Below are 25,201 nucleotides of genomic sequence, written 5' to 3' on the forward strand. Positions count from 1 at the left end.
TTGCTCCGCGGTCCGTCTTAATGCGAGGAATTGACAGGAACGGTCTGGACGGTCTTGCGCACGGCCGCCGCCTTTTTCTCCAGGTCGGTCCATGGCGGTAGCGTTGTGCGCGTGCGGCGCAGATAAGCTGCGATACGGGCCATATCCTGATCGGAAAGGGCATTATAGAAACTGGGCATGGCAATGCCCGTCTGGCCTTCCTCGGCGGTGAGACCGCGCAGGATCACCTGGTAGAGGTTCGTGGGTTCATCCAGCCACAGCGCGTTGTTCAGCGCGAGGTCGGGGCGACCCAGAACGGGCATGGGGGCTGCGTTGTAGTGGCAGGCGGCACATGCGCCCTGGTACAGTTTGGCGTCCGGGTCGGTATCGGGGCCGATCAGCCCGGTCTTGGACTGTTCCATGGCCAGGGCAAGGGCAGCCTTGTCATGACCCTGGCGTTCGGCCGCATGGCCAACATCCGCGAAGTAATGGGCGATGGCGTGCACGTCTTCCTCGGGCACGGTGCTCAGGAAGCGGTGCGGCACGGGGGACATGGGGCCGCCGGCCGGTCCATGCAGGGGGGCTACGCCAAAGCGCAGGTACTGGAACAGTTCGTCCTCTGTCCAGGTGGTGGGCGTGGGGTTGTGTTCGTTCAGGGGCGGGGCGATCCAGTTGTCCACCACGGCGCCGTCATAGGCGGAGCCTTTCTTTTCGGCCCCCATGAAGTCACGCGGCGTATGGCACGCGCCGCAATGGGCATTGCCTTCGGCCAGATAGGCGCCACGGTTCCACAGTGCATCATGCTTCGGGTCGGGCTGGTATACGCCGGGGCGGAAATACAGCAGCTTCCAGCCAGCCTGGAGAATACGCAGGCTGAGCGGGAAGGGCAGTTCGTTGGGGCGCTGCGCCATGGACACGGCAGGCCGCGTCATGATGTAGGCATACAGATCGGAAATGTCCTGATCCGTCATTTTGGTGAAATGATCGAACGGGAAGGCGGGAATAAGGTGTTCGCCCTCGCGCGATACGCCAAGGTGCATGGCGCGGTGGAACGCGGCCTCGGACCAGTTGCCGATACCCGTTTTTTCGTCGGGTGTGATGTTGGAGGAATAAATGGCCCCGAACGGGGTCTCCATCTTGTAGTCACCCGCCAGTTCCGGGCCACCGCCCATGTCGGTGCGGGTATGACATTCCGCGCAATAGCCTTCAGCGGCGACAATGCGGCCGCGCTCGATCTGGGCTGCGGAAAAACTGCTGGCCGCCGGGCGGGGTACGGGCGCTATCGCCGGATACCAGGCATAGTACAGGAAGCCCAGCCCCCCCAGGGCGCCGGCTGCCGCCACGCCTGCTAGAATACGTTTGATCACTCGACCCCCAATCCCATTCCCATGCGGCCTGTTTTCATGGCGGGCAGCCATGCATAAGGCCTGCGTCATGAAAAACAGTGTTTGATCAGACTTTTTAAGGCCACGCCAACGGTGGATGAACGCTGCCAGTGGGGTTTTTCGGGGCTGAATGCGCGGGCGTCGTGCCTGCGCGGCAGGGCGGTACCGAAACCGCCTGCCCAACCCCTGAAATGCCCCGCCGGACATGCGCTATCGCGCCGTGATGCAAGCCTCTCAGAATTGATCCAAGTTTTATCCGGGTTTGCGTTATAAATAAACGCATGGATTATAGCTTATTGCCACGAAAAAACGAATAAGATTTATTAGTCCGGTAATGTTGTATCATAGAATTGAACGTCTGGTGTCTAACTATATACGGCCGTATATAGACGAATTTGCTGGAATATACTCTCGGGGTTACTTGGCACGGGGTGCCATATGCGCGTGAGAGGCGGGGCAGGGTGCGTGTTCCCGCGCGCGGTCCGCGGGCTCTGGGGCTTGCATGTCCCGGCACTTTCTTCTAAGGGAGCGCATTCGCGCACGCGTCCAGGCCTGTGGGGCATGCCTGGCCGTGCAGAAAGGTGCCACCTGTTCTTGCAACGGGTGCATCCATGGTAAAGCGTTATGCAGGAGTTATGAAATGCCCAAGATGAAGACCAAGTCGTCGGTCAAGAAGCGGTTCAAGATCACCGCGACCGGCAAGGTGCTCTCCGGCCCGTGCGGCAAGCGTCACGGCCTGATCAAGCGTACGCAGAAGATGAAGCGCACCGCTCGCGGTACGCAGGCTCTGACCCCGCAGGACGGTCGTACGGTAAAACAGTGGGCCCCCTACGGGCTGGCCTAAGGAGCATCTGAAATATGGCACGTGTCAAACGCGGCGTAACAACCCACGCCCGCCACAAAAAAGTTCTGGACCTGGCCAAGGGCTATCGCGGCCGGTCTTCCACGAACTACCGTATCGCTCTTGAGCGCGTCGAAAAGGCACTCCGCTACGCCTATCGCGACCGCCGCAACAAGAAGCGCGATTTCCGCGCCCTGTGGATCCAGCGTATCAACGCAGCAGTGCGCGAACATGGCCTGACCTACAGCCGTTTTATCAACGGTCTGGACAAGGCTGGCATCGAGATCGACCGCAAGGTGCTGGCCGCCATCGCTTATGATGACGCAGCAACCTTCGCCGAAATCGTCAAGCAGGCCCAGGCTGCCCTGGCTGCCTGAACTGCGGTCTGACTGACCCGGTTTGAAAAAGGCCGTCCGGTTCCGGGCGGCCTTTTTTGCATGATGGCACGGGGCTTTCCGGCCTGTGGCCCGTCATGGGGTATTTGTCCCGGCCATATTTGTCCCGGGCAAGGGTTTGGGTGTATTGCCTGCTGGTTCCACCTGTGCCGCGTGCGCGCCTGTCCGGTTGTTTTCGTGTGGCAGGGCTTTTCTCCGCTGGCGGGAAATTGTATCCGCCTGTTAGCATTTTCTCCCGCGTGAGGTTTCATGAGCGACGATCTTGAAGTTCTTCGGCAGGACGTTGTGTCCGAACTGGCAGCCGCCACGGACCTGCGGGCCTGGGACGCCGTGCGTGTCGCAACGTTAGGCAAGTCCGGCAGGCTGACAGGGCTGCTCAAGGCGCTGGGCAAGATGCCGCCCGATGAACGCAAGACGCGCGGCGTGGCCCTGAACCGCCTGCGCGACACCCTGACCCAGGCGGTGGAAGCCCGCGGGCGCGAGCTTGAGGCCGCCGCCCTGCAGGCCCGCCTTGTGGCCGAACGGGTCGATGTCAGCCTGCCCCCGCCTGCCACGGCGCAGGGCTACCTGCACCCCATCAGCCGCACGATCGAGGAAATGACCGCCATTTTCGGGGCCATGGGCTTTGGCGTGGCGCAGGGCCCGGATATCGAGACCGACTGGCATAACTTCTCGGCCCTGAACACGCCGGCCCACCACCCCGCCCGCACGGACCATGACACGTTCTACCTGCCGCCCCAGCCGGGGCTGGATGTGACACGGGTGCTGCGCACCCAGACATCGGGCGTGCAGATTCGCACCATGCTGGGCCAGAAGCCGCCTTTGCGCATTATCGCGCCGGGGCGCACCTACCGGGCCGATCATGACGCCACCCATTCCCCCATGTTCCACCAGTGCGAAGGCCTGGTCGTGGGGCATGACATCACGCTCGGGCACCTCAAGGGCTGCCTGATCGAGTTCCTGCGGGCGTTCTTCGGCAAGCCGGACCTGCCCGTGCGGTTCCGCTCGTCCTATTTCCCGTTCACCGAACCCTCGCTCGAGGTGGATATCGGCTGGTCGCGCAGGACCGGGGAGATCGGCGGGGGTGAAGACTGGCTGGAAGTGCTGGGGGCGGGCATGGTGCATGCGCGCGTGCTGGCCAATTGCGGGCTGGACCCGCGCGAATGGCAGGGCTTTGCCTTCGGCATGGGGATCGAACGCCTGGCAATGCTCAAGAACGGCATTCCCGACCTGCGTTCATTTTACGAAAGCGATATCCGCTGGCTGCGGCATTACGGGGCCGACCCGCTTGCGCCCGCGCTGCTGCACGAGGGGGTGTAAGCAATGAAATTCACGCTATCCTGGCTGTATGACCACCTGGAGACCCAGGCGACACTGGCCGAAATCTGTGCCGCTCTCAACCAGATCGGGCTTGAGGTCGAAAGTGTTGAAAGCCGCGGTGCGGCTCTCCAGCCGTTTTTGACCGCGCGCATCACGCAGGCGGTGCAGCACCCCAATGCCGACCGGCTGCGGGTGTGCACGGTCGATGCCGGGCCGGGTTTCGAAACCGTGCAGGTGGTCTGCGGCGCGCCGAATGCGCGCACGGGGCTTGCGGTCATTTTCGCGCCGCCCGGCACGTATGTTCCGGGGCTGGACATTACCATCAAGGCAGGGGCGATCCGGGGCGAGAGCAGCGGCGGCATGCTGTGTTCCCTGCGTGAACTGGGCATTGGCGAGGAAAGCAACGGCATTGCCGAACTGCCCGAAGACACGTTGCCCGGTGAATCCTACGCCGATTTCGCCGGGCTGGACGACGTGGTGATCGATATCGCCATTACGCCCAACCGGGGCGATGCGCTGGGTGTGCGCGGTATCGCGCGCGATCTGGCCGCAGCCGGTCTGGGCACGCTGCGGCCGTGGCTGGCCGAAACGGTGGAAGGCACGTTTGCCTCTCCCATCGAGTGGGCCATTACCTACCCCGAGGCCTGCCCGTGGATTCTGGGTCGCACCATCCGGGGCGTGCGCAACGGCCCCAGCCCCGAATGGCTGCAACGCAAACTTGAAAGCATCGGGCTGCGTCCGATTTCCGCGCTGGTGGATATCACCAACTATTTCTGCTTCGATCTCGGCCGCCCCCTGCATGTGTTCGACGCGAACAGGATCGCGGGTTCCCGCCTGACGGTCTGCCGCGGTGGCAAGGAAAGTTTTGTCGCCCTGGATGGCAAGACCTACACGGTCACGGCCGATGACTGCGTGATTGCCGACCAGGCGGGCGTGCAGTCTGTTGCCGGTATCATGGGGGGGGAGGCCACGGGCGCTGACGATGCGACGACAGACGTGTTTGTCGAATGCGCGCTGTTCGATCCCGTCAAGGTCGCGCTGAGCGGGCGCAGGCTGGGGCTGTTTTCCGATTCCAGCTATCGCTTCGAACGCGGCGTGGACCCGGCTCTGCCCGTTGCCGCGCTGGAAGCCGCCACGCGCATGATCGTCGATCTGTGCGGGGGGGAGGCAAGCGAGGTTGTTTCCGCCGGTCAGCAGCCGGAGTGGCAGCGCACGGCGTCGCTGCGCTTCGATCGGCTGGAAAGCCTGGGCGGGCTGGCCGTACCGGCGGATGAAAGCGTGGCCCTGCTCGAAAAACTGGGGTTTGAGGTCCGTTCGCGCGATGACCGGAGTGTTGTTGTGGCCGTGCCGTCCTGGCGGAACGATGTCGCCCAGTCTCCGCTTCTGTCCCAGGGGGTGGACCTGCCGGCCGATGTCGCCCGTGTGGCTGCTGAAGGGGTCGCGGCCATAGAGGCCGAGAGCGATCTGGTCGAGGAAGTTCTGCGGCTCAAGGGACTGGATGCGGTTCCCGCCGCCAGCCTGCCGTCGTTCAGCGTGGTGCCCGGTGCCGCGTTGACCCCGCGTCTGGCCCGTACCGAACTGGCCCGGCGCATGCTGGCCGCACGCGGCCTGACCGAGACAGTGGGCTTTTCCTTCGTCTCGAACGAGGCAGCGCGGAGTTTCGGCGGTGCGCCCGAGAGCCTGCGCCTGCTCAACCCCATTGCCTCTGACCTGGACCAGATGCGGCCTACGCCGCTGGTGAACCTGACGGCGGCGGTCAAGGCCAACAGCGCGCGTGGCTGGGCCGATCTGGGGCTGTTTGAAATCGGCCCGGCCTTTGCCGAGGACGGCCAGCAGGCCGTGGCGGCCGGTGTGCGGGCGGGCCATACGCAGCGTTATCCCGGCCTTGCCAGCGAACCGGTTTCGCTCTGGGCGGCCAAGGCCGATGCGCTGGAACTGCTGCGCGCCCTGGGCCTGAACCTTGACGCCATCACGACCACGGCTGACGCACCGGGCTGGTACCATCCCGGTCGTTCAGGTGTCTTGCGGCAGGGGCCAAAACTGGTTGTGGCCCGCTTTGGGGAACTGCACCCCTCGCTGTTGCAGGAGCAGGGCATAGATACGCCTGTGGTGGCGTTCGAGGTGCTGCTTGACGCGGTGCCCGAACCCAAACGGCGTAAAAAGGCGGCGCCCCAGCTTTCCGCCTTCCAGCCGGTGCGGCGCGATTTCGCGTTTGTCGTGGGCGAGGATACCCCCGGTGAGAACGTGCTGCGTGCCGTGCGCGGCGCGGACAGGCAACTGGTTACGGCGGTCAGCCTGTTCGACGTCTATACGGGCCCGCATGTGCCGCAGGGCCAGCGCTCCATAGGGGTGGAGGTCACGCTCCAGCCCACGGAACGCAGCCTGACCGATGCCGAGCTTGAAGCCGTATCCGAGCGGATCGTGGCGGCTGTCACCAAGGCGACGGGTGCGGTTCTGCGCTAGGGGCGCCCGGGCCGTATGCCCGGCGCCCCGGCGCGGCAGGGCCATGCCATGAGAGGGAGCACGATGATGGAGCACACACATCGCACGGCCAGGGCGGGCGGGGCAAAAGTCTGGCTGGCAGTCCTGCTGGGCACGGTGGCCATGGCGCTGCCCGGTTCTGGCCGCGCGGAGGACGACGCGACACGGGTGGACGTAACCGGGGCCGGATCAAGCTTTGCCGCACCGCTTTACGAAGGCTGGTCGGCCAAGGCTGCGGACAAAATCGGCGTGCATGTCAATTACCAGAGCATTGGCTCGGGCGCGGGGCAGAACCAGGTTCTGGCCGGCACGGTCGACTTTGGTGCGTCGGATGCCCCCATGGCGCATGAACGTCTTGTGTCGGGCAGGCTCATCCAGTTTCCCACGGCTATTGGCGGGGTGGTGATTACGGCCAATATCCCCGGTATTGTGGGCAGCGATCTCAAGCTGACTGGCCCGCTGCTGGCCGATATTTTCGCAGGCGTCATCACCCAGTGGAACGACCCGCGCGTGGCCGAGGTCAATCCGGGCCTTGCACTGCCTGACATGCCCATTGCCCCGCTGCACCGGGCGGACGGTTCGGGCACGACATATGTTTTCACGGATTATCTGAGCCGGGTTTCACCCCACTGGCACGAGGCTGTGGGGCATGGCACATCCGTGGCATGGCCCGGTGGGGCCGGTGCGCGCGGGAATGACGGCATTGCCGCCTACGTGACCAACACGGCGGGCAGTATCGGCTATGTGGAATACGCCTATGCCGTTCGTAATCATCTGGCGCTGGTTCAGTTGCGCAACCGGGCGGGTATGTTTGTTGCCCCCACCGTCACCAGTTTCATGCGGACGGCGGAAGCCGCGCAGTGGGACAGCGCGGACATGACCGCATCCCTGTGCGATACGGACGGGGCGGAAAGCTGGCCGATTGTGACCACGACCTACGTGCTGCTGCCCGCACAGGCCACGGTCGACAACAAAGGCCACGCCGCACGTCTGTTCTTTCGCTGGGGGATAACGCAGGGCGATGGCGTGTCACGGGCACTCGATTACGTGCCGCTTCCGCCGTCTGTGCGGGAGAGCGTACTCAAGCGCCTTGGCGGTCCGTAGGGAGCGTTCAGTAACAGGTACCCGGTCCTGTGCGTCAGTCCTGATCGTCAATCACGCACACAAGTCACGGAGCGGCCAGTAGCGGGGCGATCGGTAATGGCCGATCAGGCATTGGGGTGCCAGTCATCCGTTACCCGTTACCCGTTACCCGTTACCTGTCCCCGGTATCGGTCACCCGGTATCAGTCACGGGGCGGCAGTAACCGGGCGGGTATAAGCAGTCTTCCCGTATTGTCCCGGCTTCGTCCTTGAGTTGTCCTGCATTTCATCCACAGATTCTGTGGATAAACCGCTCAGTGCAGCCAGATCAGTGCAGCCAGACCTGCGAGAACAGCAGCCGGTTGACGGGTGTGTAGAAGAAATTTTTCACCCGTGGCGATGTCAGGATCACCGCATCTGTTTCGAAGGCGGGGGCAATGGGCGACAATGCCATGACCCGCATGTTGGCCTGCTGCCACAGGGCGTTACGCTGGGCGGTGGTGAGCGAGGTGTCGGTCTTGGCCCTGTCCATCAGGCTCTGGACGCTGGCATCGCAAAAGCCGGGCATATTGATGGAACTGTCGGAATGAGGATGAAAATTCTCGCAGCCCAGCAGCGCATCCAGGAAATTGGACGGTGACAGGTAGTCCGCCGCCCAGCTTGTCAGGGCGATCTGCATATGGTTGTCGGTGTTCTGGATGTAGGAAAAAGCCAGGCCGGTATTCAGCGGGCGCAGCACAGCATGGTAGCCGATGGCATCGAGCATGTCGCGTGCCCAGTTGCCCATGGCCATTTCAGTGCTTGTATTGCCTGTAATCAGCGTGACTTTCTGGCCCAGCGTTCCACTCTCACGCACGAGGCGGCGCGCGGTCTCCAGATCGGGGGCGTGCCACTGTTCGGCAGGCTGCGTGGGCGATGCGCCCTTGGTGTAGAAGCACTGTGACCCGGCCAGTTCCAGGGATGACGGCACCATGTCGCACAAAGGCCGGGCAATGCCGGGGCCGCCGAACAGAATGACGAGCGCCTTGCGGTTGAGCGCGTAATTGACCGCCTGACGCGCCTTGAGCGAGGTAAAGGGTGCTTCATGCATGTTCATGACCAGGTCATAAAAGGCCGGGTGGCGCATGACATGGGTTTGCGCCGTATAGCGGCTGCCAAGTTCGCCTAGCCGGTCCAGCGGTACGGGGTCGGCCATCCAGTCATACTGGCCGTTTTCCACGGCCGTTACGGCGGCTTCATCGGGTATGCCGAATGTGTAGGTTATGCGATCCGGCAGGCCTTCGGGCTGCGCGTCGGGGTTCCAGACATGAAAATACGGGTTGCGGCTCAGGTCCAGACGGGTGTTGGGATCGTATGTGTCGAGCTTGTAGGGGCCGGTGCCGGGCAGGGGGGTATTGCCGGTGTCGTGGTCGGGGCTGTCGGCTGGCAGGATGACCGCATGCGTGAAAGCCAGCTTGTGCATGAACTCGGTGTCGGGCCGCACGAGGTGGAATGTCACGGTCCGGTTGGCCGGATCGGCCACAAGACCTTGGGCGAGCGTACAGGTGGCGGGTGCGCGCAGGCAGTCATCCGCCCCGGCAATGGCGCCGTAAAAGGCCCCGGCGGTGGGTGAACCCACCCGGAAAATCCGCCTGAAAGACGCTACGACGTCCGACACTGTCACTGGCTGCCCGTTGGAAAAACGAATATCCGGGCGCAGGGTAAAGGTATAGGTCAGCCCGCCATCGGGCGATGTGGGAATGTCCTGTGCAAGATCTGGCACGATTTCGGTGCCGGCCTGCCCGGTGGCTTTGCGGAAACTGACAAGCCCGTCATACACGTTTACGAACAGGTTGATGTATTCGCCCGTATAGTTGATCTGCGGATCGAGCGTGCCGCCGGATGTGGAGGCAACCAGCCTGAGCGTGCCCCCCCGGTGCGGGTTATCAGGCGGCTGGGGGGCTGTGGCAGACGGTGCCGCCTGCTGTGCCAGAAGCGGTTGTGGCGTCAGGCTGCCTGCCAGGAACACGAACAGAAGCAGCGCAGGCAGGCGGGACCGGCGCCATAAGGCTGGACCGGCCTGCGCTGTATTGCGGGTGCGGGCCGTGGCCCTGTTACGGCGTATTATCGGCCGTTCAGTTCGGGGCATGACGGTCAGGAGCCGTCGTCTGGGGCTGGGGGGTGTTCTGGCCCGCAGCGGGGGTGACGGAGACCGCCCGCGTCTGCTCCTGGGCCTGCCCAGGCATCTGGCCGAGCATGAGCGCGCTGAAGCTCTGGTACATGCTGCACAGCATGATGATCCCGACCATGGCGGTGCCCGCGATAATCGCGATACGGATGACCTTGTCAGTATCCCGCATTGTTGCCTGCTCCGCCATAATTCACGCCGTTCACGGCACCCGTGTTCCGGCGCGAATAGGGGTGGTTCCCCTGCTCGGGCGTTGTCGGCGGGCTATACCAGCTCGGCGCTGTCCGCCCACGGTGCGCGTGCGGGTGGTAGTACTGCTGGTGCGGGTCGTCCGCGCAGGCAGCAATGCCCCCGACCAGAGCCAGCAGCACCAGCGCCCCCGGCTGAAAACGGAACATGTTTTTCATGCTTCCAGCATACCCGCAATACGCCTGACCGGGAAGAGCGTTCCTTACGCTCCGCCCACACCATGGCCCACCATGTCGAGCGGGTTGACCAGCCGGTCGAATGTCGGCGCATCCACGTAGCCCGACTTCAGGGCCGCGTCTTTCAGGCTGAGGTCATGTTCCATGGCGATATGGGCGATGCTGGCGGCCTTGTCGTACCCTATGGCCGGGCTCAGGGCTGTGACCAGCATGACGGAGCCGTTCACGTAGCGTTCGATCCGTGCGGCGTTCAGTTGTGTGCCTTCGACCGAAAAGACCCGGAAGTTATGACACCCGTCCGCCAGAATACGGATGCTGTGCAGGCAGTTGGCCAGAATGACCGGGCGCATCACGTTCAGGTCCAGTTGCCCCTGACTTGCCGCGAAGGCGACGGTGTTGTCATGCCCCAGCACCTGCGTCGCGATCATGACCATGGCCTCGCACTGGGTGGGGTTGACCTTGCCGGGCATGATGGAGGAGCCCGGTTCGTTCTCGGGCAGCAGCAATTCGCCCAGCCCGCAGCGGGGGCCGGAGGCCAGCCAGCGCGTGTCGTTGGCGATCTTCATCAGCACAATGGCCAGTGCCCGTAACCCGGAGGATGCACGGGCCATGGCGTCCAGCCCGGCAAGGGCCGCGAACTTGTTGGGTGCGGTTACGAAGGGGCGGCCCGTCAGTTCCGCGATCTTGTCCGCTATGGCCTTGCTGAAGCCCGGCGGCGCATTCAGCCCGGTGCCCACGGCGGTCCCACCAGCCGCCAGTTCGAACAGACCTTCCCGCGCGGTTCTGAGCGTATGCAGGGCGTCGCGGAGCATATGCACCCAGCCCGACCATTCCTGCCCTACCGTCAGCGGAACGGCGTCCTGCAGGTGGGTCCGCCCGATCTTGACCACGTTTTTCCATTCCTGCGTCTTGGCGTCCAGCGCTGCGATCAGTTGCTCGACACGGGGGATCAGCCGGTCCTCGATTTCAAGCAGGGTGACGACATGCATGGCGGTGGGGAAGGAATCGTTGCTCGACTGCCCCATATTCACGTCGTCATTGGGGTGGATGGGCGTTTGCGAGCCGATAACGCCGCCTGCAAGCTGGATAGCGCGGTTTGCAATCACCTCGTTGATGTTCATGTTGGTCTGGGTGCCCGAACCTGTCTGCCAGACGGACAGGGGAAAATGCTCGTCCAGCCGACCTGCCGTGACATCGTCCGCCACCTGCGCGATCAGGTCGGCTTTCCATTGCGGCATGCGTCCTTCGCGCGCATTGACCAGTGCCGCCGCCTTTTTCACGATCCCGTAGGCGTGGTACAGCGCCAGCGGCATGCGATCGGTACCGATGGAAAAATGGACCAGACTGCGCTGGGTCTGCGCCCCCCAGTAACGGTCGGCGGGCACGTCGATCGCCCCCATTGAATCCCGTTCGGCACGGGTGCCCTGGGCTGCAATGCCGATGGGGCAGGGGGTGATACGGGGTGCAGTGCTGTCGGTCATGCTTGGAATCCTTGGCAGTGCCAGCAGGCGGAATGCGGCGGGCTGACAGATGATGTTCTGCAGACATGGGCCTGCCGGGTTGTCTTTGGCAGGCATGCGGGGCTGATAACGCAGTCACGTTCGGGCGATCCGGACCGCATGGCGTGCGTTGCGCGCATGGCATGATGCGTGTCCTGCAAAAAGTGGCAGTGTCGGCGACGCTCTGCTAAAGATAAGAAAAGGTGCCCGCTTGCCATGTCTTTGCCGTACCCGGGCGTTAACACCGCACGATCCGGGTATTGGCCAAATGCCTGCAAGACCAGGAAGACGCACGAACAGGGAGTAAAACGGCATGGCGGTAACGGGTTTGGCTGCGATACTGCTTGTCATTGCACTGCTCCTTGTGGTTGTCAGCGCCGTGCAGCCTCTTGCCCGCAAGATCGAGTTGTCCGAAACCGTGCTGCTGGCTGTCGTGGGCATTATCATCGGCTCTCTGGCCGATTTTGCGTTGCGCAGTTCCTACGCCTCCGCCCTGAGCGGTATTGCCGAAACGCTGCTCGACTTCCCCATCAACAGCGAAGCCTTTCTGCTGATTTTCCTGCCCGCGCTGGTCTTTCAGGGCGCGTTGGCGATCGACGTTCGCCGTCTTGCACATGAAACGGCCACGGTATTGCTGCTGGCCGTGGTGGCGGTGGCGCTGTCGACCGCGCTGATCGGCTTTGCGCTGATGCCGTTCGCGCAGATGCCCCTTGTGGTGTGCCTGCTGCTGGGCTCGATTGTCGCAACGACCGACCCGTCCGCCGTGGCAGGCATTTTCCGAGATATCGGGGCGGCCACCCGTCTGACCCGGCTGGTGGAAGGGGAGGCGCTGCTGAACGATGCGGCGGCAATTTCCATTTTCTCCATCCTGCTGCCGTCGGTCACGCTGCACCGCGCCATCCACCCGGGCGATGCGCTGATTTCCTTTGTCGTATCTTTTGCTGGTGCGCTGGTTGTGGGCGTGGTGTGCGGGCGGCTGACCCTGGCGATGATGTCCGCCATTGGCAGTTCGGCGGCCGAAATCACGCTGACAGTCGCACTGCCTTACGTCGTGTACATTATCTCCGACGAATTTCTGGGGGTGTCGGGCGTGGTGGCCACGGCGGCGGCCGGGCTGACCGTGTCTGTCTATGGCCCGTCGACCGTGCGGCCGCAGACCTGGCTGTTCCTCAACCAGCTCTGGCAGCAGCTTGTGTTCTGGGCGGGGTCTCTGGTGTTCGTGCTGGCGTCCATGCTGGTGCCGCATCTGCTCGTGGGCATGACCCGGTGGGACTGGGTGCTGATCCTGATCGCCAGTGCAGCGGGGCTTGTCGCCCGTGCCGCGGTGGTGTTCGGGCTGCTGCCCCTGCTTGCCCTTACACGGCTGTCGCCCCCTGTGCCTACGCCGTTCAAGGTCACCATGGTCTGGGGCGGGCTGCGCGGGGCCATTACGCTGGCGCTGGCTCTGGCCGTGACGGAGAACGAACATGTCGCAACGCCCATCGCCCATTTTATCGGGATTATTGCAACCGGCTTCGTGCTGATTACGCTGCTGGTCAACGGCACCACGTTGCGCTCGCTCGTGCTGTTCCTCAAGCTCGACCAGCTTTCTCCCATTGATGAGGCCATGCGGCACCAGGTGCTGGGGATCGGCCTTGGCAATGTGCGCGACCGTGCCCGGACCCTGGGCAACGACCTCGGTTTTTGTTCCGATGCGACACGGCCGGTGCTGGACCAGCTTGAACGCCGGTCGGAGGAAGAGCAGGACGCCAACGAGTTCGACCGCGCCCTGTCTGACACGCAGCGCGTCAATCTGGCGCTGATTACCATTGCCAGTCAGGAACGCTCCCTCCTGCTCGACCTGTTCTACATGCAGGGCCTGTCCCGCCGGGTCATGGAAACGCTGCTGCGTTCGGCGGAGTCCGCCATAGACGGGGCACGGCTTGAAGGGCGTCTGGGTTATGTGCGCGCCTTGCGGCGCAGGCTCAGCCCCTCCCTGCGGTTCAGGGCGGCGCAATGGGTGCATAACCACCTGCGCATAGACAAGCCGCTGATGCTGTGTATGGCCGAACGCTTCGAAATGCTCATGGTGGCGCATTTCGTCTCGATTTCCCTGACCCGCTTCATGCGTGAACGGCTGGAGCCCACGCTGGGCAGCCGTATTGGCGATATCGTGGCGGAGGTGCTGTCGCGCCAGCGCAAGCTGCTGGACGAAGCCCTGGCCACGCTGCGCCTGCATTACCATGGCTATGCCGAGGCGCTGGAGAACCGTATTTTCCGCCAGATCACCCTGCGGGTGGAAGGGGAGGAATACGATACCCTGCTGGCGGAATCCCTGATCAGCGACGAACTGAACCGGGAACTGCTCAAGGACCTGGAGCGCCGTCGCCACCGTCTGAACAAGCGCCTGAGCTTCGACCTGCGCAGCGGGATAGAGGAGCGGATCAAGACCGCGACGGTGTTCAAGGGCCTGTCAGGGGCGGAACTGCATGACCTGGCCACAACCACGTCGCTGCGGTTTGTCGCCCCGCAGGAAGTCATCTGCCGCAAGGGGCGGAGAATGCGCTATGTCTACTTCATAAGCGCGGGTCTGGCGGAGGCCCATATTGCCGGGGCGGATGTGCAGTTCGGTGCCGGTGATCTGATCGGCGCGCAGGAAGCAGTGGAAAAATGGCACTGTTCTGGCACGGTCAAGGCCGTGCAGTTCGGCCACCTGATGGCCATTAAAGCCTCGCGCTTCCGCCGTCTGGTCGAGGACTATCCGGTGGTGCTGCGCAATATCCAGGCCAATATGCGCCAGCGCGAGAATGGCGAGCGGCCCATATCCCTGCTGCCGCGCAGCAGGACGCCGGCAGTGGAGCAACCCGGTGTGGCCGCGCAGGCGCTGCTGACGACAGACCCCAAGCGCCTTGCCTTTACGCCGTCTGATACCGAGGCTGAGACAGAATAATAGCCCTGACGTTCGGGCGGGGTAGCGCAGGGGAACAACGGGGCTGCCGTTGCGTGCCCCCGCGCGTGCGGGCTTTTGCTACGCCTGCGGGAAGCCGACGCGGCCCATCCGGCGCAGCGCGAGCCCGAACTGCAACCAGCCAATGCCGCTTGCCATCAGTTCAATGGCCACGAACGTGCCGATCAGCCACAAGGCGGACCAGGGCAGGGTGAAATACAGGCACAGCCCGACAAGCAGGCTGATCAGTCCGCTGCCCAGCACAATCCCCCAGCCCTGGAGTTCACGGTGCTGAAGCGCCATGACCGCGCGGATAACCCCGATCACGACAAAACAGATGGCGGCAAAAAGCGTCAGGGCGACGGACCCGGACACAGGTTCCTTGATCAGCACCACGCCGGCAACAACATACAGGGCCCCGCCAAGCAGGGAAAACAGGAACCCACCCCAGTCCCGCACGGCAAAGGCATGAACTCCCTGCATGATTCCGGCCACGATCAGCAGCGCGCCGATGAAAATGGTGCTGGCCAGGGTGACGAAAACGGCATCGATTGCGGCAATAAAGCCCAGAAGAATAAGCAAAATCCCTATTCCGGTGAACAGGGCCCATTTATTGGCGGATGGCATGGGAGTAATCCTTGTCTGTCATTCAAAATCCGGGCACGGAGCCATGGATCAGTCATAGTCGGTATGGCACCATAAGGAGAAAGAAAAAGTTACGCCTGCTCCGCGCTGGCACGGGTAAGAGAGGTGCCACGGCTTTCTTGACAGGACGGCTGCATTTCCGTAAACGCTGCCACCATTGCCGGGAATGAGGACAGAACGGCTGGCGGGGTTATCCGCCGGTAATGCGTTGTGCGCCCGCTCCGATCCACGGTGGACGGAGACTACCGGTGTAACGACGGAAGACCCTGCGGTTTTCCGCCTGTTGAGAGAAAAGAGCGCCTTATGAGCAAGCGCCTTGAGAGCAAATACAAGATTAACCGTCGCCTTGGCGTGAACCTGTGGGGCCGTGCGAAGTCCCCGGTCAACCGCCGCGAATACGGCCCCGGCCAGCATGGCCAGCGCCGCAAGGGCAAGCCTTCCGACTTCTCCGTGCAGCTGATGGCCAAGCAGAAGCTCAAGGGCTACTACGGCAACATCACGGAAAAGCAGTTCCGCCGCTACTATCAGGAAGCCGTGCGCCGCAAGGGCGATACGTCCGAAAACCTGATCAACCTGCTTGAGCGTCGGCTGGATGCGGTGATCTACCGCATGAAGTTCGCGATCACCCCGTTTGCCGCCCGTCAGTTCATCAGCCACGGCCACATTCTGGTCAATGGCCGCAAGCTGAACGTGCCGTCCTACCTGGTAAAGGATGGTGACGTGATCGAGGTGCGTGAAAAGTCCAAGCAGCTCGCTATCGTGCTGGATGCGACGCAGTCCGCCGAACGCGACGTGCCGGAATACATGGAAGTCGATCATCGCCAGATGAAGGGCACGTTTATGCGTGGCCCGCAGCTTTCCGATGTGCCGTATCCGGTGCAGATGGAACCGAACCTGGTGGTCGAATTCTACTCCCGTTAATCGGGAACTCCGGTTCGATTTATGCTGCGCCGGGTGGAGGGACTGCTCTCCACCCGGCGTTTGCCGTTTTATTCAGGCCAGTTTATTGCTGCCAGTAGTCTCCGAACAGGTTTTTCATGTCTGATACCGTTGCCGCTGAACTGGGTAAGGAAATTGCCCGTCGCCGTACTTTCGCGATCATTTCCCACCCGGATGCCGGTAAGACGACCCTGACGGAACGGATCCTGCGGGCAGGCGGGGCGATCCAGCTTGCCGGCAATGTGCGTGCCAAGGGCGAACGCCGCCGCACCCGTTCGGACTGGATGGCGATCGAGCGCGACCGTGGCATTTCGGTTGTCAGTTCGGTCATGACGTTCGACTACGGCGGTTGCGTGTTCAACCTGCTTGATACACCCGGCCATGAAGACTTCTCCGAAGATACCTACCGCACGCTGACAGCCGTGGATTCAGCCGTAATGGTGATCGACGCCGCCAAGGGGATCGAGGACCGGACACGCAAGCTGTTCGAAATCTGCCGCCTGCGCGATATTCCCATTGTGACGTTCATCAACAAGATGGACCGCGAGGCGCAGGACCCCTTCGCCCTGCTGGACGAAATTGCCTCATCCCTCGCGCTGGACACGGCACCCGCCACATGGCCCGTCGGGCGGGCGGCCACGTTTATCGGCACCTACGATATTCTGAACGCCAAGCTGAACACACTGACCCCGCTGGCAGACAGCGACCCGCGCCTTGAGCAGATGCGCGAGGAACTGGAACTGGCGCAGGCGGCCCTGCCGGAGTTCGATCGTGAGGCATTTGATGCGGGCCACCTTACCCCCGTGTTTTTCGGCAGCGCCATCAAGGAAATAGGGGTGACGGACCTGCTGGACGCGCTGGTGGCCTTTGGGCCATCCCCCCGCGCGCAGGCGGCTGAAAACCGCACCGTCACGGCGGATGAGCCGGGCATGACAGCGCTGGTTTTCAAGATCCAGGCCAACATGGACCCCAACCATCGTGACCGCATTGCCTTTGCCCGTGTATGCTCAGGGCGGCTGACACGTGGCATGAAGCTCAGGCATACCCGCACGGGCAAGAGCTTTGCGGTACACACCCCCCAGTTCTTTTTTGCCCAGGACCGCCACCTGGCGGAGGAAGCTTTCGCGGGAGATGTCGTGGGCATTCCCAACCATGGCACCCTGCGCATTGGGGATACCCTGACCGAGGGGGAAGATATCCAGTTTACGGGTGTGCCGCATTTTGCCCCCGAAATTCTGCGCCGTGTCCGGCTCGATGACGCCATGAAGGCCAAGAAGCTCAAGCAGGCGCTGGTGCAACTGGCCGAGGAAGGCGTGGTGCAGCTTTTCCGCCCGCAGGATGGCGCGCCACCCATTGTGGGTGTTGTGGGGACGCTCCAGCTTGACGTGTTGCAGGCCCGCCTGCAGGCCGAATATGGCGTGGGGATCGGCTTTGATTCCACACCCTATTCTCTGGCCCGCTGGATTACCGGCCCCCGCGCCAAGATCGAAGCGTTTGCCACGGCCAACCGTACCGCCATGGCGGACGATCTGGACGATGACCCCGTGTTCCTGGCGACATCGGGCTTTATGATGCGCCGTACGGAAGAGCAGAACCCCGATATCAAGTTCCACGACATCAAGCAGATCGGGATCGGGGTCGGGTAAGCGCCGCTGGCTTTCTCAGCAAACAGGCGGCTGGCGGTCTTGTGGGCGAACAGGATAACGGCCAGTTGACCTCTGGCGCACCTGAAACTGGGGGCGCAATGAATGAGGCATCCAGACTGAAGTCGTCGTGGTTTGTGGGTGATTCCCCGACTTGCCCGGAAGTCGGGCAGGCTGCTACAGGGGGTGGACATGCCCCTATTTTTTCCTGACCCGGAAGACAAGTATGATAAAAAAAACAATATTAAACTTGGAGGGGAAAAATATTCTCCCTCTGATTGTTGCCGTTGTTATGGGACTGATATCTCTATTTTTGGGTCAGGATATGAATGGAGATATCTGGAACTATCATTTATATAATGCCTACGCTTATTTAAATAACAGGATGTTGTATGATATCGGTCCTGCAGGTGCGCATAGCTACTTCAACCCATATCTGGATACATTCAATTATGAAGTCATCACACATCTGAGGCCAAGATTGGCGGCATTTGTTTTTGGTTTTATTCAAGGTCTTATTGCGTACCCAATATACTTTCTATCCCGCTATTTTATCAAAAATAAACCTGCGTCTTTACTGGTATTTTTTATATGCTGCTTTGGGTCGTCGTTTTTTTTAGGAGAGTTGGGAACGTCGATAAACGATAATATTATATCGATCCCCATTTTATGGTCACTCTACCTTCTGTTGAAATATTTTGACACGCTCGAATTCAGGTTTGTAATTTATTCAGGGTTGTTGGTTGGTATTTCGTTTGGTCTTAAATTAACAGCAGCAACATATATTATAACAATATGGGCTATGATTTTGGTTTTTTCCAAAGCCAGAATCAGAGCGTCATTTTATTTTCTGGTGTCATCAGCATTTTCGGTCATCGCTGTTTCAGGGTACTGGTATTATCAACTTTACGCGGCTTTTAAAAATCCTCTTTTCCCGTTTTTTAATAATATATTCCATTCGCCCTACGCGTCGACAGCCCGAAACGTGACGCGTGACATGCGTTTTTTTCAATTTCACGGTTTGGAAAAAATCTTATATCCGTTTTATTTCGCAGATCATGTTGATAGAGTAGCGGAAGACCCAAAATTATTCCTGATCAATGCTTTGATCTGCTTTGTGTTGTTTCTGGTCTATGTGTCATCCAAAATAACGTCAGGTGGCATTAAATCTCTTGCAGGGACAAAGCTTAATTATCTCATTGTATTTTTCTTTGTATCTTTTTATGTGTGGCAATATAATTTTGGTGTTTATAGGTATTTTATTCCAACAGATATTATTTCACCGATATTGATATATTGCATGATCGGTGAAATTTGCGCGGTTCAAAGGTCGGCTCCGCGCGGTTCTGCCGCGGTGGCAGTGTTTTTAACGTTGGTTATAGTGTCTTTGAATTTCACCAAAGGTATTCCCAACTGGGGCCGTGGACAATACACATTCCCCTATTTTTCCGGAAACGTTCCGCAGGAAATAAAAGAGGCAGATATTATATTTACCGGAAGTTATTTTTCAGCCTGGATCGTGCCGATTATTGATCCGAAAGGACATGTGATACAGATCAACAGGGGGTTGTTTGACTTTGGGACACTCCAGTATTGGAACAGATATTATGAGTTTGCAAAAAATGACTCAAAAAAATACATCATCTTCAGTGATCTGAATGATAGCTGGTCGAAAAACTGGGCTGTCAGCAAACTTCATGATTATTATAAGTTAAAAATAGATTTTTCCAGCTGTAAATCGTTTGATGTCAGGGTTTCCAATGTCAAGGGAACGCAGTTTTATTGCCGTGTAGAAAACGACGAATAATAATATACGTCTTTTAAAGCCATCCGCACTATAAGCCTGCGGGAGAGAGTGTGTGGGTGGCATTGTCATGGCTGACATTGCGGCGTTCAGGACGTTGCGGTCAGCCAGATCTGCCGCGAAGGGAAACACAACGCCTGCATGTGCGTGATGCACATGTCGGTCGGTATGATCGGCTGCCATGACAGCCTGACTCTTTTGCGAACAGGCGTATGGTCATGGCTTCGGCGGCAAGGTTGTGGCAGTCGCATTTCCTCTCATACCGGCTTTATGCGCGGCATGAGGAGGCCGGGAGATGCGGCATCAGCAAGCAGGTTCAGATTACGAACGCGATAGGGATCAGTTTTTACGGGATGCCAGGCGCATGAAGGGGACTTCAATACTGTGATAAGTCAGGATCGAGAGGCCCGTGGCGGGAAGGATAACGAGCAGAAGAGTTTTTAGGGTGTGGTCGAAATGCGTAAAATGGATCCGGTCTCCAAAGTGAGACAGGATAATAATGCCGACAGGGAGATGGAGAAGGTAAAACGAATAGCTGATTTTTCCAAGGTTTGCGATTCCAGTGCCGAGTATTCCTTTTAGACCGCGTAAAATTTGCAGAGAACAAATAATTCCGCCCGAAAGCAATGCTTCTAGAGTAAAGGAAAAAGCGTTGAATGGATAAGAGATCGGGTTGAAAACCTGCATATAGAATACAATGATGGATAGAGTAGCAATCAATATTAACAGAGCTTGGTTTTTATTGATCCTGTTGCCATATCGCATATACAATTCCGCGCAGATGATCCCGATCATGAACTGATCAGCGCGTCCGAGCAGCGTATGGTAGCAGTTATAGTAAGATGCGGCGCCCAGAGACCAGAGCCCCAAGAGAACCCGAAGTATAATAAAAACGGATATAAATAAGATCAGGCGAGGCAGGCGTGTAGTGGGAAGTGCGGCAATAAGGAGTGGGAAAATCAGGTAAAACTGAAACTCTACGCCAATGGTCCATATGGGGCCGATTGGCAGAAAGGCGTGACCAAAGCCCGTCATGGGGTTTCCTGTATTCACCTGCATGAAAAGAAACGTCAGGAAATCGAGAACCGTCCATGTTCCTCGTATCTGCGTCATGAGGAGGAGCATGATGATGATGTACATGGGAAAAATTCTGGCGATGCGTTTCTTGATAAAGACACTGTACTGAATTGGCCTGCGTCCGCCACGACAGTTCATGGTAAAGAGAAAGGCGCTCAAAACCAGGAAAATAGAGACGCCGAAGGATCCCTGTTTTTCTATGTGATAAAAAATGCGTAGAAAAATATTATCGGTGTCGGGAATATTATTGAAGCCACTATAGTGATTCAGGCATACGAGTCCTGCAGCAAAAAAACGCAACTGATCCAGTGCCGGACTGTAGGACCATTTTACCGCTGAAATGTCTGTTTTTTCTATAATCGGGGATGACACATGTGACTCCGGAACAGGCGGCTGGAATTCGTCGAAATCTAAAGATTTTATCCGTCTTGGCAACCGTATGACGAATAAGCCCGAAGATCGTTGGCACCGTCTTTTGTAACCGCAGACGGGCGTGGTAGAGTGGCATGATGGCATTGGTGATTTTGTGAACGGTAATAATACGTGAAATCTATTCCTTCCTCTTCGGCAGCGGCATCCCTACAAGTCGTTGTTCTCATTCCGTGTTATAATGAAGAAGTGGCTATTCCATCCGTTATTCGACAGTTTCGTGCTGCGCTGCCCGATGCGTCTATTTACGTTTACGACAATAACTCCTCAGACCGTACGGTCGCTGTCGCGCGCGAGGCCGGTGCGGTTGTGCGGTCTGAGCCCCTGCAGGGTAAGGGGCATGTTATCCGGCGCATGTTCGCCGATATCGAGGCCGATTTCTATGTTCTGGTCGATGGCGATGCGACGTATGATGCATCCGCCGCGCCGGAAATGGTGAAGCAGGCCTACGAACAGGGGCTGGACATGGTCAATGGTGCGCGCGTGACCGATCGCGAGGCAGCATATCGGCGCGGACATGTTCTGGGCAATCGCGTCTTGACCGGGCTTGTCACCAGTGTGTTCGGGCGTCGGTTATCGGACATGTTATCGGGATATCGTGTTTTTTCGCGCCGATTTGTAAAATCCTTCCCCGCATTGTCGTCCGGTTTCGAGACGGAAACGGAGATGACGGTTCATGCGCTGGAACTGGCAATGCCGATCGGTGAAGTCGCCACAAGCTATGTTGAACGCCCCCCGGGTTCCAGTTCAAAGCTTAGGACATATAGCGACGGGTTCCGAATTCTGCGGATGATAGTCAATCTGGTGAAGCAGGAACGCCCATTGCTGTTTTTTTGCGTTATTGGCGCCATTATCCTGCTGTGCGGGCTTGGTCTGGGCACGCCTGTTGTACTGGAGTTTTTCCGCACAGGCATGGTCCCGCGCCTGCCAACCGCACTGCTGGCGACAGGCCTTGTCATGCTTGCCGCGCTTTCGTTTGTGTGCGGGCTGATTCTGGACAGTGTCGCTTTGGGCCGACGGGAGGCCAAGCGTCTGGTCTATCTCGCTTTGCCGGGTCCACCTCGCCCCTAAAAGGCCTGGACTGGGGGCAGAAACCAGGCGGTTTCAGGTTCATGAAAAGCCCGTGTCGACAAACGTCAAAGGGGGCCGCGTGGGCCCCCTTTGGTCTGTCCGGCTGGGTTGTAGCCGGGCAGGGATCAGACCAGAGCCTGTTTCAGCGCGGCTGTCAGGTCCTTGGTTCCGGCGTTGCCGCCCAGGTCCTTGGTGCGGACCGTACCCTTGGTAATGACCTTGTCGATCGCAGAGTCGATACGGTCGGCCAGGTCGCCACGGCCGACATGGCGCAGCATCATCACTGCTGCCAGCAGCAGGGCCAGCGGGTTGGCAATGCCCTTGCCCGCAATGTCAGGGGCGGAGCCGTGCACGGCTTCGAACACGGCGGCTTTTTCACCGATATTCGCACCCGGTGCCATGCCCAGACCGCCAACCAGACCGGCCGTCAGGTCGGACAGGATGTCACCGAACAGGTTGGTGGTGACAATGACGTCGAACTGCCAGGGGTTGATGACAAGCTGCATGGCGCAGGCATCCACGATGCGTTCGTTGAATGCGATGCGGCCTTTGTATTCCTCGGCAACCTTGCGGCCTTCCTCAAGGAAAAGGCCCGTCAGCAGCTTGAGGATATTCGCCTTGTGAACGATCGTAACCGTCTTGCGGTTGTTCTGGAGCGCATATTCAAAAGCGTATTTGACAATGCGGCGGCATTCCGCGCGCGAGGTAAACCCGGAGCTAAGGGCGATTCCCTTGGGGTCTTCACCCACGGGAATGTAATGCTCCATCGCCGCGTAGTACCCTTCAAGGTTTTCGCGGAACAGAACGAGGTCGATATCCTCGAACTTGCCACCGGGCACGATGGTCTTGGTCGGACGCAGGTTTGCGAACAGGCCGAATTCCTGGCGCAGCGTCACGTTGATGGATTTGAAGCCGCCACCAACAGGCGTGGTCAGAGGACCTTTGAGGGCGAGACCAGTACGGCGAATGCTTTCAATGGTTTGCTTGGGCAGCGGGTCGTTCACGGCATCTACGCCTGCCATGCCGGCCAACTGCGGGTCCCATGCGAACGGGGCGGAAACGGTATCCAGAATTTCGGTGACCGATTCAACAATTTCGGGACCGATGCCATCGCCGGCGATAAGCGTGGCGGGAATGGTCTTGCTATCTGCTGTCATACTGAGAAGCTCCCTTTCACTTCGCTGCCTGTTCTGCGCCTGTTTGCCCCGTGTTGCGATTCCCAATTACGTGACCGGGCCGGGCAGGTGCGTGTTTCACGCCATGTTGAGGGGCAAACATGCCCCTTCAAGCCATTTTCGGGCGTCCTGGGGCAGGTGTGGCCCGATTAGCTGCAAGATACGCGCATGGTAGGTATCCAGTAGGGCGGTATCTTCGGGGCCAAGGGCTGCCGTGTCGATCAGCCGCCGGTCGAACGGCGCCAGGGTCAGGGTCTCGAACTCCAGAAACTGGCGTGTGGAGTCCGGTACCTGCCCCGGTGGTGCGGCAGGTGGGCGGGCCGGGCGGACAAGCAGCAGTGTTTCCAGCCGGATGCCATAGGCCCCCGGCTTGTAGAACCCCGGCTCGTTGGACAGAACCATGCCGTCCTGCAGGGCGACAGCGACAGGGCTTTTGGCAATACGGGCCGGTCCTTCATGCACGGACAGAAAGCTGCCTACGCCGTGGCCTGTTCCATGATCGTAGTCCAGCCCGGCCTGCCACAGGGCGTAGCGGGCCAGCGCATCCAGTGCAAAACCGGCCGTACCCGCGGGAAAACGGGCCTGCCCAAGCCGGATATTGCCTTTGAGCACACGGGTGAAAACTTCCTTCAGGCCAGCCGGGGCGGGCCCCGGGCCGGTCCAGACGGTGCGGGTCACATCGGTCGTGCCTTCGGGGTACTGGCCGCCGCTGTCGATCAGATAGACCTCGTTCTCTTCCAGCCTGCGGTCGCTCTGGGGTGTCACGCGGTAATGGATGATCGCGCCATTTGGCCCGGCCCCTGAAATGGCGGGAAAGGATTCCTCCACATAGCCCGGGTCTTCGGCACGGAACGCATCCAGCGTGGCAGCAGCCTGGAGTTCGGTGGTGTTGCGCCCGTCAGTATCCAGCCAGTGCAGGAAGCGGCACAGGGCCACGCCGTCGCGCAGATGGGCCGAGCGCATGCCTGCCTGTTCCACCTCGTTCTTGCAGGCCTTGGGCAGCAGGCAGGGGTCTGGCGTTTCGCGTACGGTGGCGCCATGGCTGTTCAGGCACTGGGCGAACCAGACCGCATTGCTGGCCGGGTCCACACCCACGGTCCTGCCGCTCAGCCCGGCCAGAATCTGTTCCATGTCCGCAGGGTCATGCTGGCGGATATCAGCCCCCAGCCAGTCACGCACGGGCGGCGGTATCTTGCCCGGGGCAATGAACAGGTCGGCCGAGGCATCGGCGTGGATCAGCGCAAACGCCAGCACGACCGGCGTGCAGGGAATGTCCGACCCGCGAATGTTCAGCAGCCACGCTATGGAGGCGCTGTCGCTCAGCACGGCGGCGTCCTGCCCGCATGCGCGCAGGGCCTGCGCTATGCGCGCGCGCTTGCTGGCGGAACTTTCACCCGCATGGTTCAGCGGGTGGATAAAGGCCGGTCCGTTCGGCAGGGCAGGGCGGTCGGTCCATAAAGTGTCGATCGGGTTGGTTGGGGTCGCAACCAGTGTCACCCCATCCAGTGTTGTAAAAGGCCGCAGTTCCGCCTGGCTCATGACCCGGGGGTCATAACCGATCCGGGCACCGGGCCCTGCTGTGTCCGCAAGCCATGTCGCGGGGGGCGTTTGCTGGCTGTGCAGGCGTTGCCAGCATGCGCCATCCACCTGCTGCTCCAACTGGGTGGTGTAGCGCCCGTCCGAAAAAACGGCTGCATGGTTTTGCAGGACCACCGCACTGCCCGCACTGCCTGTAAAGCCTGTCAGCCAGGCCAGACGTTCGGCGCAGGCGGGGGTGTATTCCCCCAGAAATTCATCGCTGTGGGGAATAATCAGCCCATCAAGCCCCTCATCGGTCAGAAGGGCGCGCAGGGCCTCAAGCCGGGTAGATGATGGGGATGGCATGCGGGTAATCTCCTGCGTGGGGGTCGTGGGACCG

At 60.1% G+C, this 25,201-nt stretch carries 19 protein-coding genes; 10 read left to right on the forward strand and 9 right to left on the reverse strand.

Annotation, left to right across the window (positions count from 1 at the left end; translation table 11 throughout):
- Nucleotides 1–17: 17 nt before the first annotated feature.
- On the reverse strand, nucleotides 18–1,346 hold the full coding sequence (locus ABF990_RS00350; protein ID WP_415499644.1) for a c-type cytochrome: 1,329 nt from the start codon (nucleotides 1,344–1,346) through the stop codon (nucleotides 18–20).
- A gap of 658 nt (nucleotides 1,347–2,004) precedes the next feature.
- On the opposite strand from ABF990_RS00350, the gene rpmI reads away from it, so the two are divergent.
- The 5 genes from rpmI to pstS all read left to right on the forward strand — a co-directional run bounded on the left by rpmI (nucleotide 2,005) and on the right by pstS (nucleotide 7,505).
- A complete protein-coding gene (gene rpmI, locus ABF990_RS00355; protein ID WP_207844676.1) occupies nucleotides 2,005–2,208 on the forward strand; it encodes a 50S ribosomal protein L35 in 204 nt (67 codons plus the stop codon).
- A gap of 14 nt (nucleotides 2,209–2,222) precedes the next feature.
- Complete coding sequence (rplT, locus tag ABF990_RS00360; protein ID WP_207844677.1) at nucleotides 2,223–2,582, forward strand: 50S ribosomal protein L20; 360 nt, start codon at nucleotides 2,223–2,225, stop codon at nucleotides 2,580–2,582.
- 267 nt (nucleotides 2,583–2,849) lie between these two features.
- Nucleotides 2,850–3,920 (forward strand): phenylalanine--tRNA ligase subunit alpha, encoded by a 1,071-nt coding sequence (pheS, locus tag ABF990_RS00365; RefSeq protein ID WP_415490964.1) that lies wholly within the window; start codon nucleotides 2,850–2,852, stop codon nucleotides 3,918–3,920.
- Nucleotides 3,921–3,923: 3 nt separating this feature from the next.
- Nucleotides 3,924–6,383 carry a phenylalanine--tRNA ligase subunit beta gene (gene pheT, locus ABF990_RS00370; RefSeq protein WP_415490965.1) on the forward strand — a complete coding sequence of 820 codons (2,460 nt, stop codon included), beginning with the start codon at nucleotides 3,924–3,926 and terminating at the stop codon, nucleotides 6,381–6,383.
- A gap of 63 nt (nucleotides 6,384–6,446) precedes the next feature.
- Nucleotides 6,447–7,505: a phosphate ABC transporter substrate-binding protein PstS gene (gene pstS / locus ABF990_RS00375; RefSeq protein ID WP_415499649.1), complete on the forward strand. Its 1,059-nt coding sequence runs from the start codon at nucleotides 6,447–6,449 to the stop codon at nucleotides 7,503–7,505.
- Between the two features lie 306 nt (nucleotides 7,506–7,811).
- Here the strand turns inward: pstS and ABF990_RS00380 are convergent, their stop codons facing one another.
- The 4 genes from ABF990_RS00380 to fumC are packed head-to-tail and all read right to left on the reverse strand — an operon-like array spanning nucleotide 7,812 to nucleotide 11,556.
- Nucleotides 7,812–9,611: an ABC transporter substrate-binding protein gene (locus tag ABF990_RS00380; RefSeq protein WP_415499643.1), complete on the reverse strand. Its 1,800-nt coding sequence runs from the start codon at nucleotides 9,609–9,611 to the stop codon at nucleotides 7,812–7,814.
- The gene (locus ABF990_RS00385; protein ID WP_415499642.1) at nucleotides 9,598–9,822 is read right to left on the reverse strand and encodes a hypothetical protein; all 225 of its coding nucleotides are present in this window, start codon (nucleotides 9,820–9,822) and stop codon (nucleotides 9,598–9,600) included. The genes ABF990_RS00380 and ABF990_RS00385 overlap by 14 nt, the downstream gene beginning before the upstream one ends.
- Nucleotides 9,809–10,057: a hypothetical protein gene (locus tag ABF990_RS00390; protein ID WP_415492382.1), complete on the reverse strand. Its 249-nt coding sequence runs from the start codon at nucleotides 10,055–10,057 to the stop codon at nucleotides 9,809–9,811. Before ABF990_RS00390 ends, ABF990_RS00385 begins: the two co-directional genes overlap by 14 nt.
- A 44-nt stretch (nucleotides 10,058–10,101) precedes the next feature.
- A complete protein-coding gene (gene fumC, locus ABF990_RS00395; RefSeq protein WP_415499641.1) occupies nucleotides 10,102–11,556 on the reverse strand; it encodes a class II fumarate hydratase in 1,455 nt (484 codons plus the stop codon).
- A gap of 331 nt (nucleotides 11,557–11,887) precedes the next feature.
- On the opposite strand from fumC, the gene ABF990_RS00400 reads away from it, so the two are divergent.
- Entirely contained in the window at nucleotides 11,888–14,503 is a 2,616-nt protein-coding gene (locus ABF990_RS00400; RefSeq protein WP_415492384.1) for a cation:proton antiporter, read from the forward strand.
- A gap of 78 nt (nucleotides 14,504–14,581) precedes the next feature.
- Here ABF990_RS00400 and ABF990_RS00405 read toward each other — a convergent pair whose 3' ends face one another.
- Nucleotides 14,582–15,127 (reverse strand): HdeD family acid-resistance protein, encoded by a 546-nt coding sequence (locus tag ABF990_RS00405; protein ID WP_415492385.1) that lies wholly within the window; start codon nucleotides 15,125–15,127, stop codon nucleotides 14,582–14,584.
- A 321-nt stretch (nucleotides 15,128–15,448) separates the two neighbouring features.
- Here ABF990_RS00405 and rpsD point away from each other — a divergent pair, with 321 nt between their 5' ends.
- The 3 genes from rpsD (at nucleotide 15,449) to ABF990_RS00420 (ending at nucleotide 19,534) form a co-directional block, all read left to right on the forward strand.
- Entirely contained in the window at nucleotides 15,449–16,066 is a 618-nt protein-coding gene (rpsD, locus tag ABF990_RS00410; RefSeq protein ID WP_207844686.1) for a 30S ribosomal protein S4, read from the forward strand.
- Between the two features lie 116 nt (nucleotides 16,067–16,182).
- Complete coding sequence (locus tag ABF990_RS00415) at nucleotides 16,183–17,730, forward strand: peptide chain release factor 3 (protein ID WP_415492386.1); 1,548 nt, start codon at nucleotides 16,183–16,185, stop codon at nucleotides 17,728–17,730.
- Between the two features lie 223 nt (nucleotides 17,731–17,953).
- Complete coding sequence (locus tag ABF990_RS00420; RefSeq protein WP_415499639.1) at nucleotides 17,954–19,534, forward strand: hypothetical protein; 1,581 nt, start codon at nucleotides 17,954–17,956, stop codon at nucleotides 19,532–19,534.
- Nucleotides 19,535–19,870: 336 nt separating this feature from the next.
- Here ABF990_RS00420 and ABF990_RS00425 read toward each other — a convergent pair whose 3' ends face one another.
- On the reverse strand, nucleotides 19,871–20,980 hold the full coding sequence (locus ABF990_RS00425) for an acyltransferase family protein (protein WP_415499638.1): 1,110 nt from the start codon (nucleotides 20,978–20,980) through the stop codon (nucleotides 19,871–19,873).
- A gap of 180 nt (nucleotides 20,981–21,160) precedes the next feature.
- On the opposite strand from ABF990_RS00425, the gene ABF990_RS00430 reads away from it, so the two are divergent.
- Nucleotides 21,161–22,108, forward strand: a complete 948-nt coding sequence (locus ABF990_RS00430) for a glycosyltransferase family 2 protein (RefSeq protein WP_415506456.1) — start codon at nucleotides 21,161–21,163, stop codon at nucleotides 22,106–22,108.
- Nucleotides 22,109–22,233: 125 nt separating this feature from the next.
- Here the strand turns inward: ABF990_RS00430 and ABF990_RS00435 are convergent, their stop codons facing one another.
- Nucleotides 22,234–23,265 carry an isocitrate/isopropylmalate dehydrogenase family protein gene (locus ABF990_RS00435; RefSeq protein ID WP_415499636.1) on the reverse strand — a complete coding sequence of 344 codons (1,032 nt, stop codon included), beginning with the start codon at nucleotides 23,263–23,265 and terminating at the stop codon, nucleotides 22,234–22,236.
- A gap of 96 nt (nucleotides 23,266–23,361) precedes the next feature.
- The gene (locus ABF990_RS00440) at nucleotides 23,362–25,167 is read right to left on the reverse strand and encodes an aminopeptidase P family protein (RefSeq protein ID WP_415499635.1); all 1,806 of its coding nucleotides are present in this window, start codon (nucleotides 25,165–25,167) and stop codon (nucleotides 23,362–23,364) included.
- Nucleotides 25,168–25,201: the final 34 nt, after the last annotated feature.

This window comes from Acetobacter sp., from assembly GCF_047723915.1.
Lineage (GTDB): Bacteria > Pseudomonadota > Alphaproteobacteria > Acetobacterales > Acetobacteraceae > Acetobacter.

Bases quoted from the DNA above. Each gene is read 5' to 3' on its own strand.
- pstS (WP_415499649.1), top strand. From the start codon at position 6,447: ATGATGGAGCACACACATCGCACGGCCAGGGCGGGCGGGGCAAAAGTC.
- ABF990_RS00435 (WP_415499636.1), bottom strand. From the start codon at position 23,265: ATGACAGCAGATAGCAAGACCATTCCCGCCACGCTTATCGCCGGCGAT.
- ABF990_RS00415 (WP_415492386.1), top strand. From the start codon at position 16,183: ATGTCTGATACCGTTGCCGCTGAACTGGGTAAGGAAATTGCCCGTCGC.
- rpsD (WP_207844686.1), top strand. From the start codon at position 15,449: ATGAGCAAGCGCCTTGAGAGCAAATACAAGATTAACCGTCGCCTTGGC.
- ABF990_RS00440 (WP_415499635.1), bottom strand. From the start codon at position 25,167: ATGCCATCCCCATCATCTACCCGGCTTGAGGCCCTGCGCGCCCTTCTG.
- ABF990_RS00405 (WP_415492385.1), bottom strand. From the start codon at position 15,127: ATGCCATCCGCCAATAAATGGGCCCTGTTCACCGGAATAGGGATTTTG.
- rpmI (WP_207844676.1), top strand. From the start codon at position 2,005: ATGCCCAAGATGAAGACCAAGTCGTCGGTCAAGAAGCGGTTCAAGATC.
- ABF990_RS00400 (WP_415492384.1), top strand. From the start codon at position 11,888: ATGGCGGTAACGGGTTTGGCTGCGATACTGCTTGTCATTGCACTGCTC.
- ABF990_RS00390 (WP_415492382.1), bottom strand. From the start codon at position 10,057: ATGAAAAACATGTTCCGTTTTCAGCCGGGGGCGCTGGTGCTGCTGGCT.
- rplT (WP_207844677.1), top strand. From the start codon at position 2,223: ATGGCACGTGTCAAACGCGGCGTAACAACCCACGCCCGCCACAAAAAA.
- fumC (WP_415499641.1), bottom strand. From the start codon at position 11,556: ATGACCGACAGCACTGCACCCCGTATCACCCCCTGCCCCATCGGCATT.
- pheS (WP_415490964.1), top strand. From the start codon at position 2,850: ATGAGCGACGATCTTGAAGTTCTTCGGCAGGACGTTGTGTCCGAACTG.
- ABF990_RS00380 (WP_415499643.1), bottom strand. From the start codon at position 9,611: ATGCCCCGAACTGAACGGCCGATAATACGCCGTAACAGGGCCACGGCC.
- ABF990_RS00420 (WP_415499639.1), top strand. From the start codon at position 17,954: ATGATAAAAAAAACAATATTAAACTTGGAGGGGAAAAATATTCTCCCT.
- ABF990_RS00385 (WP_415499642.1), bottom strand. From the start codon at position 9,822: ATGCGGGATACTGACAAGGTCATCCGTATCGCGATTATCGCGGGCACC.
- pheT (WP_415490965.1), top strand. From the start codon at position 3,924: ATGAAATTCACGCTATCCTGGCTGTATGACCACCTGGAGACCCAGGCG.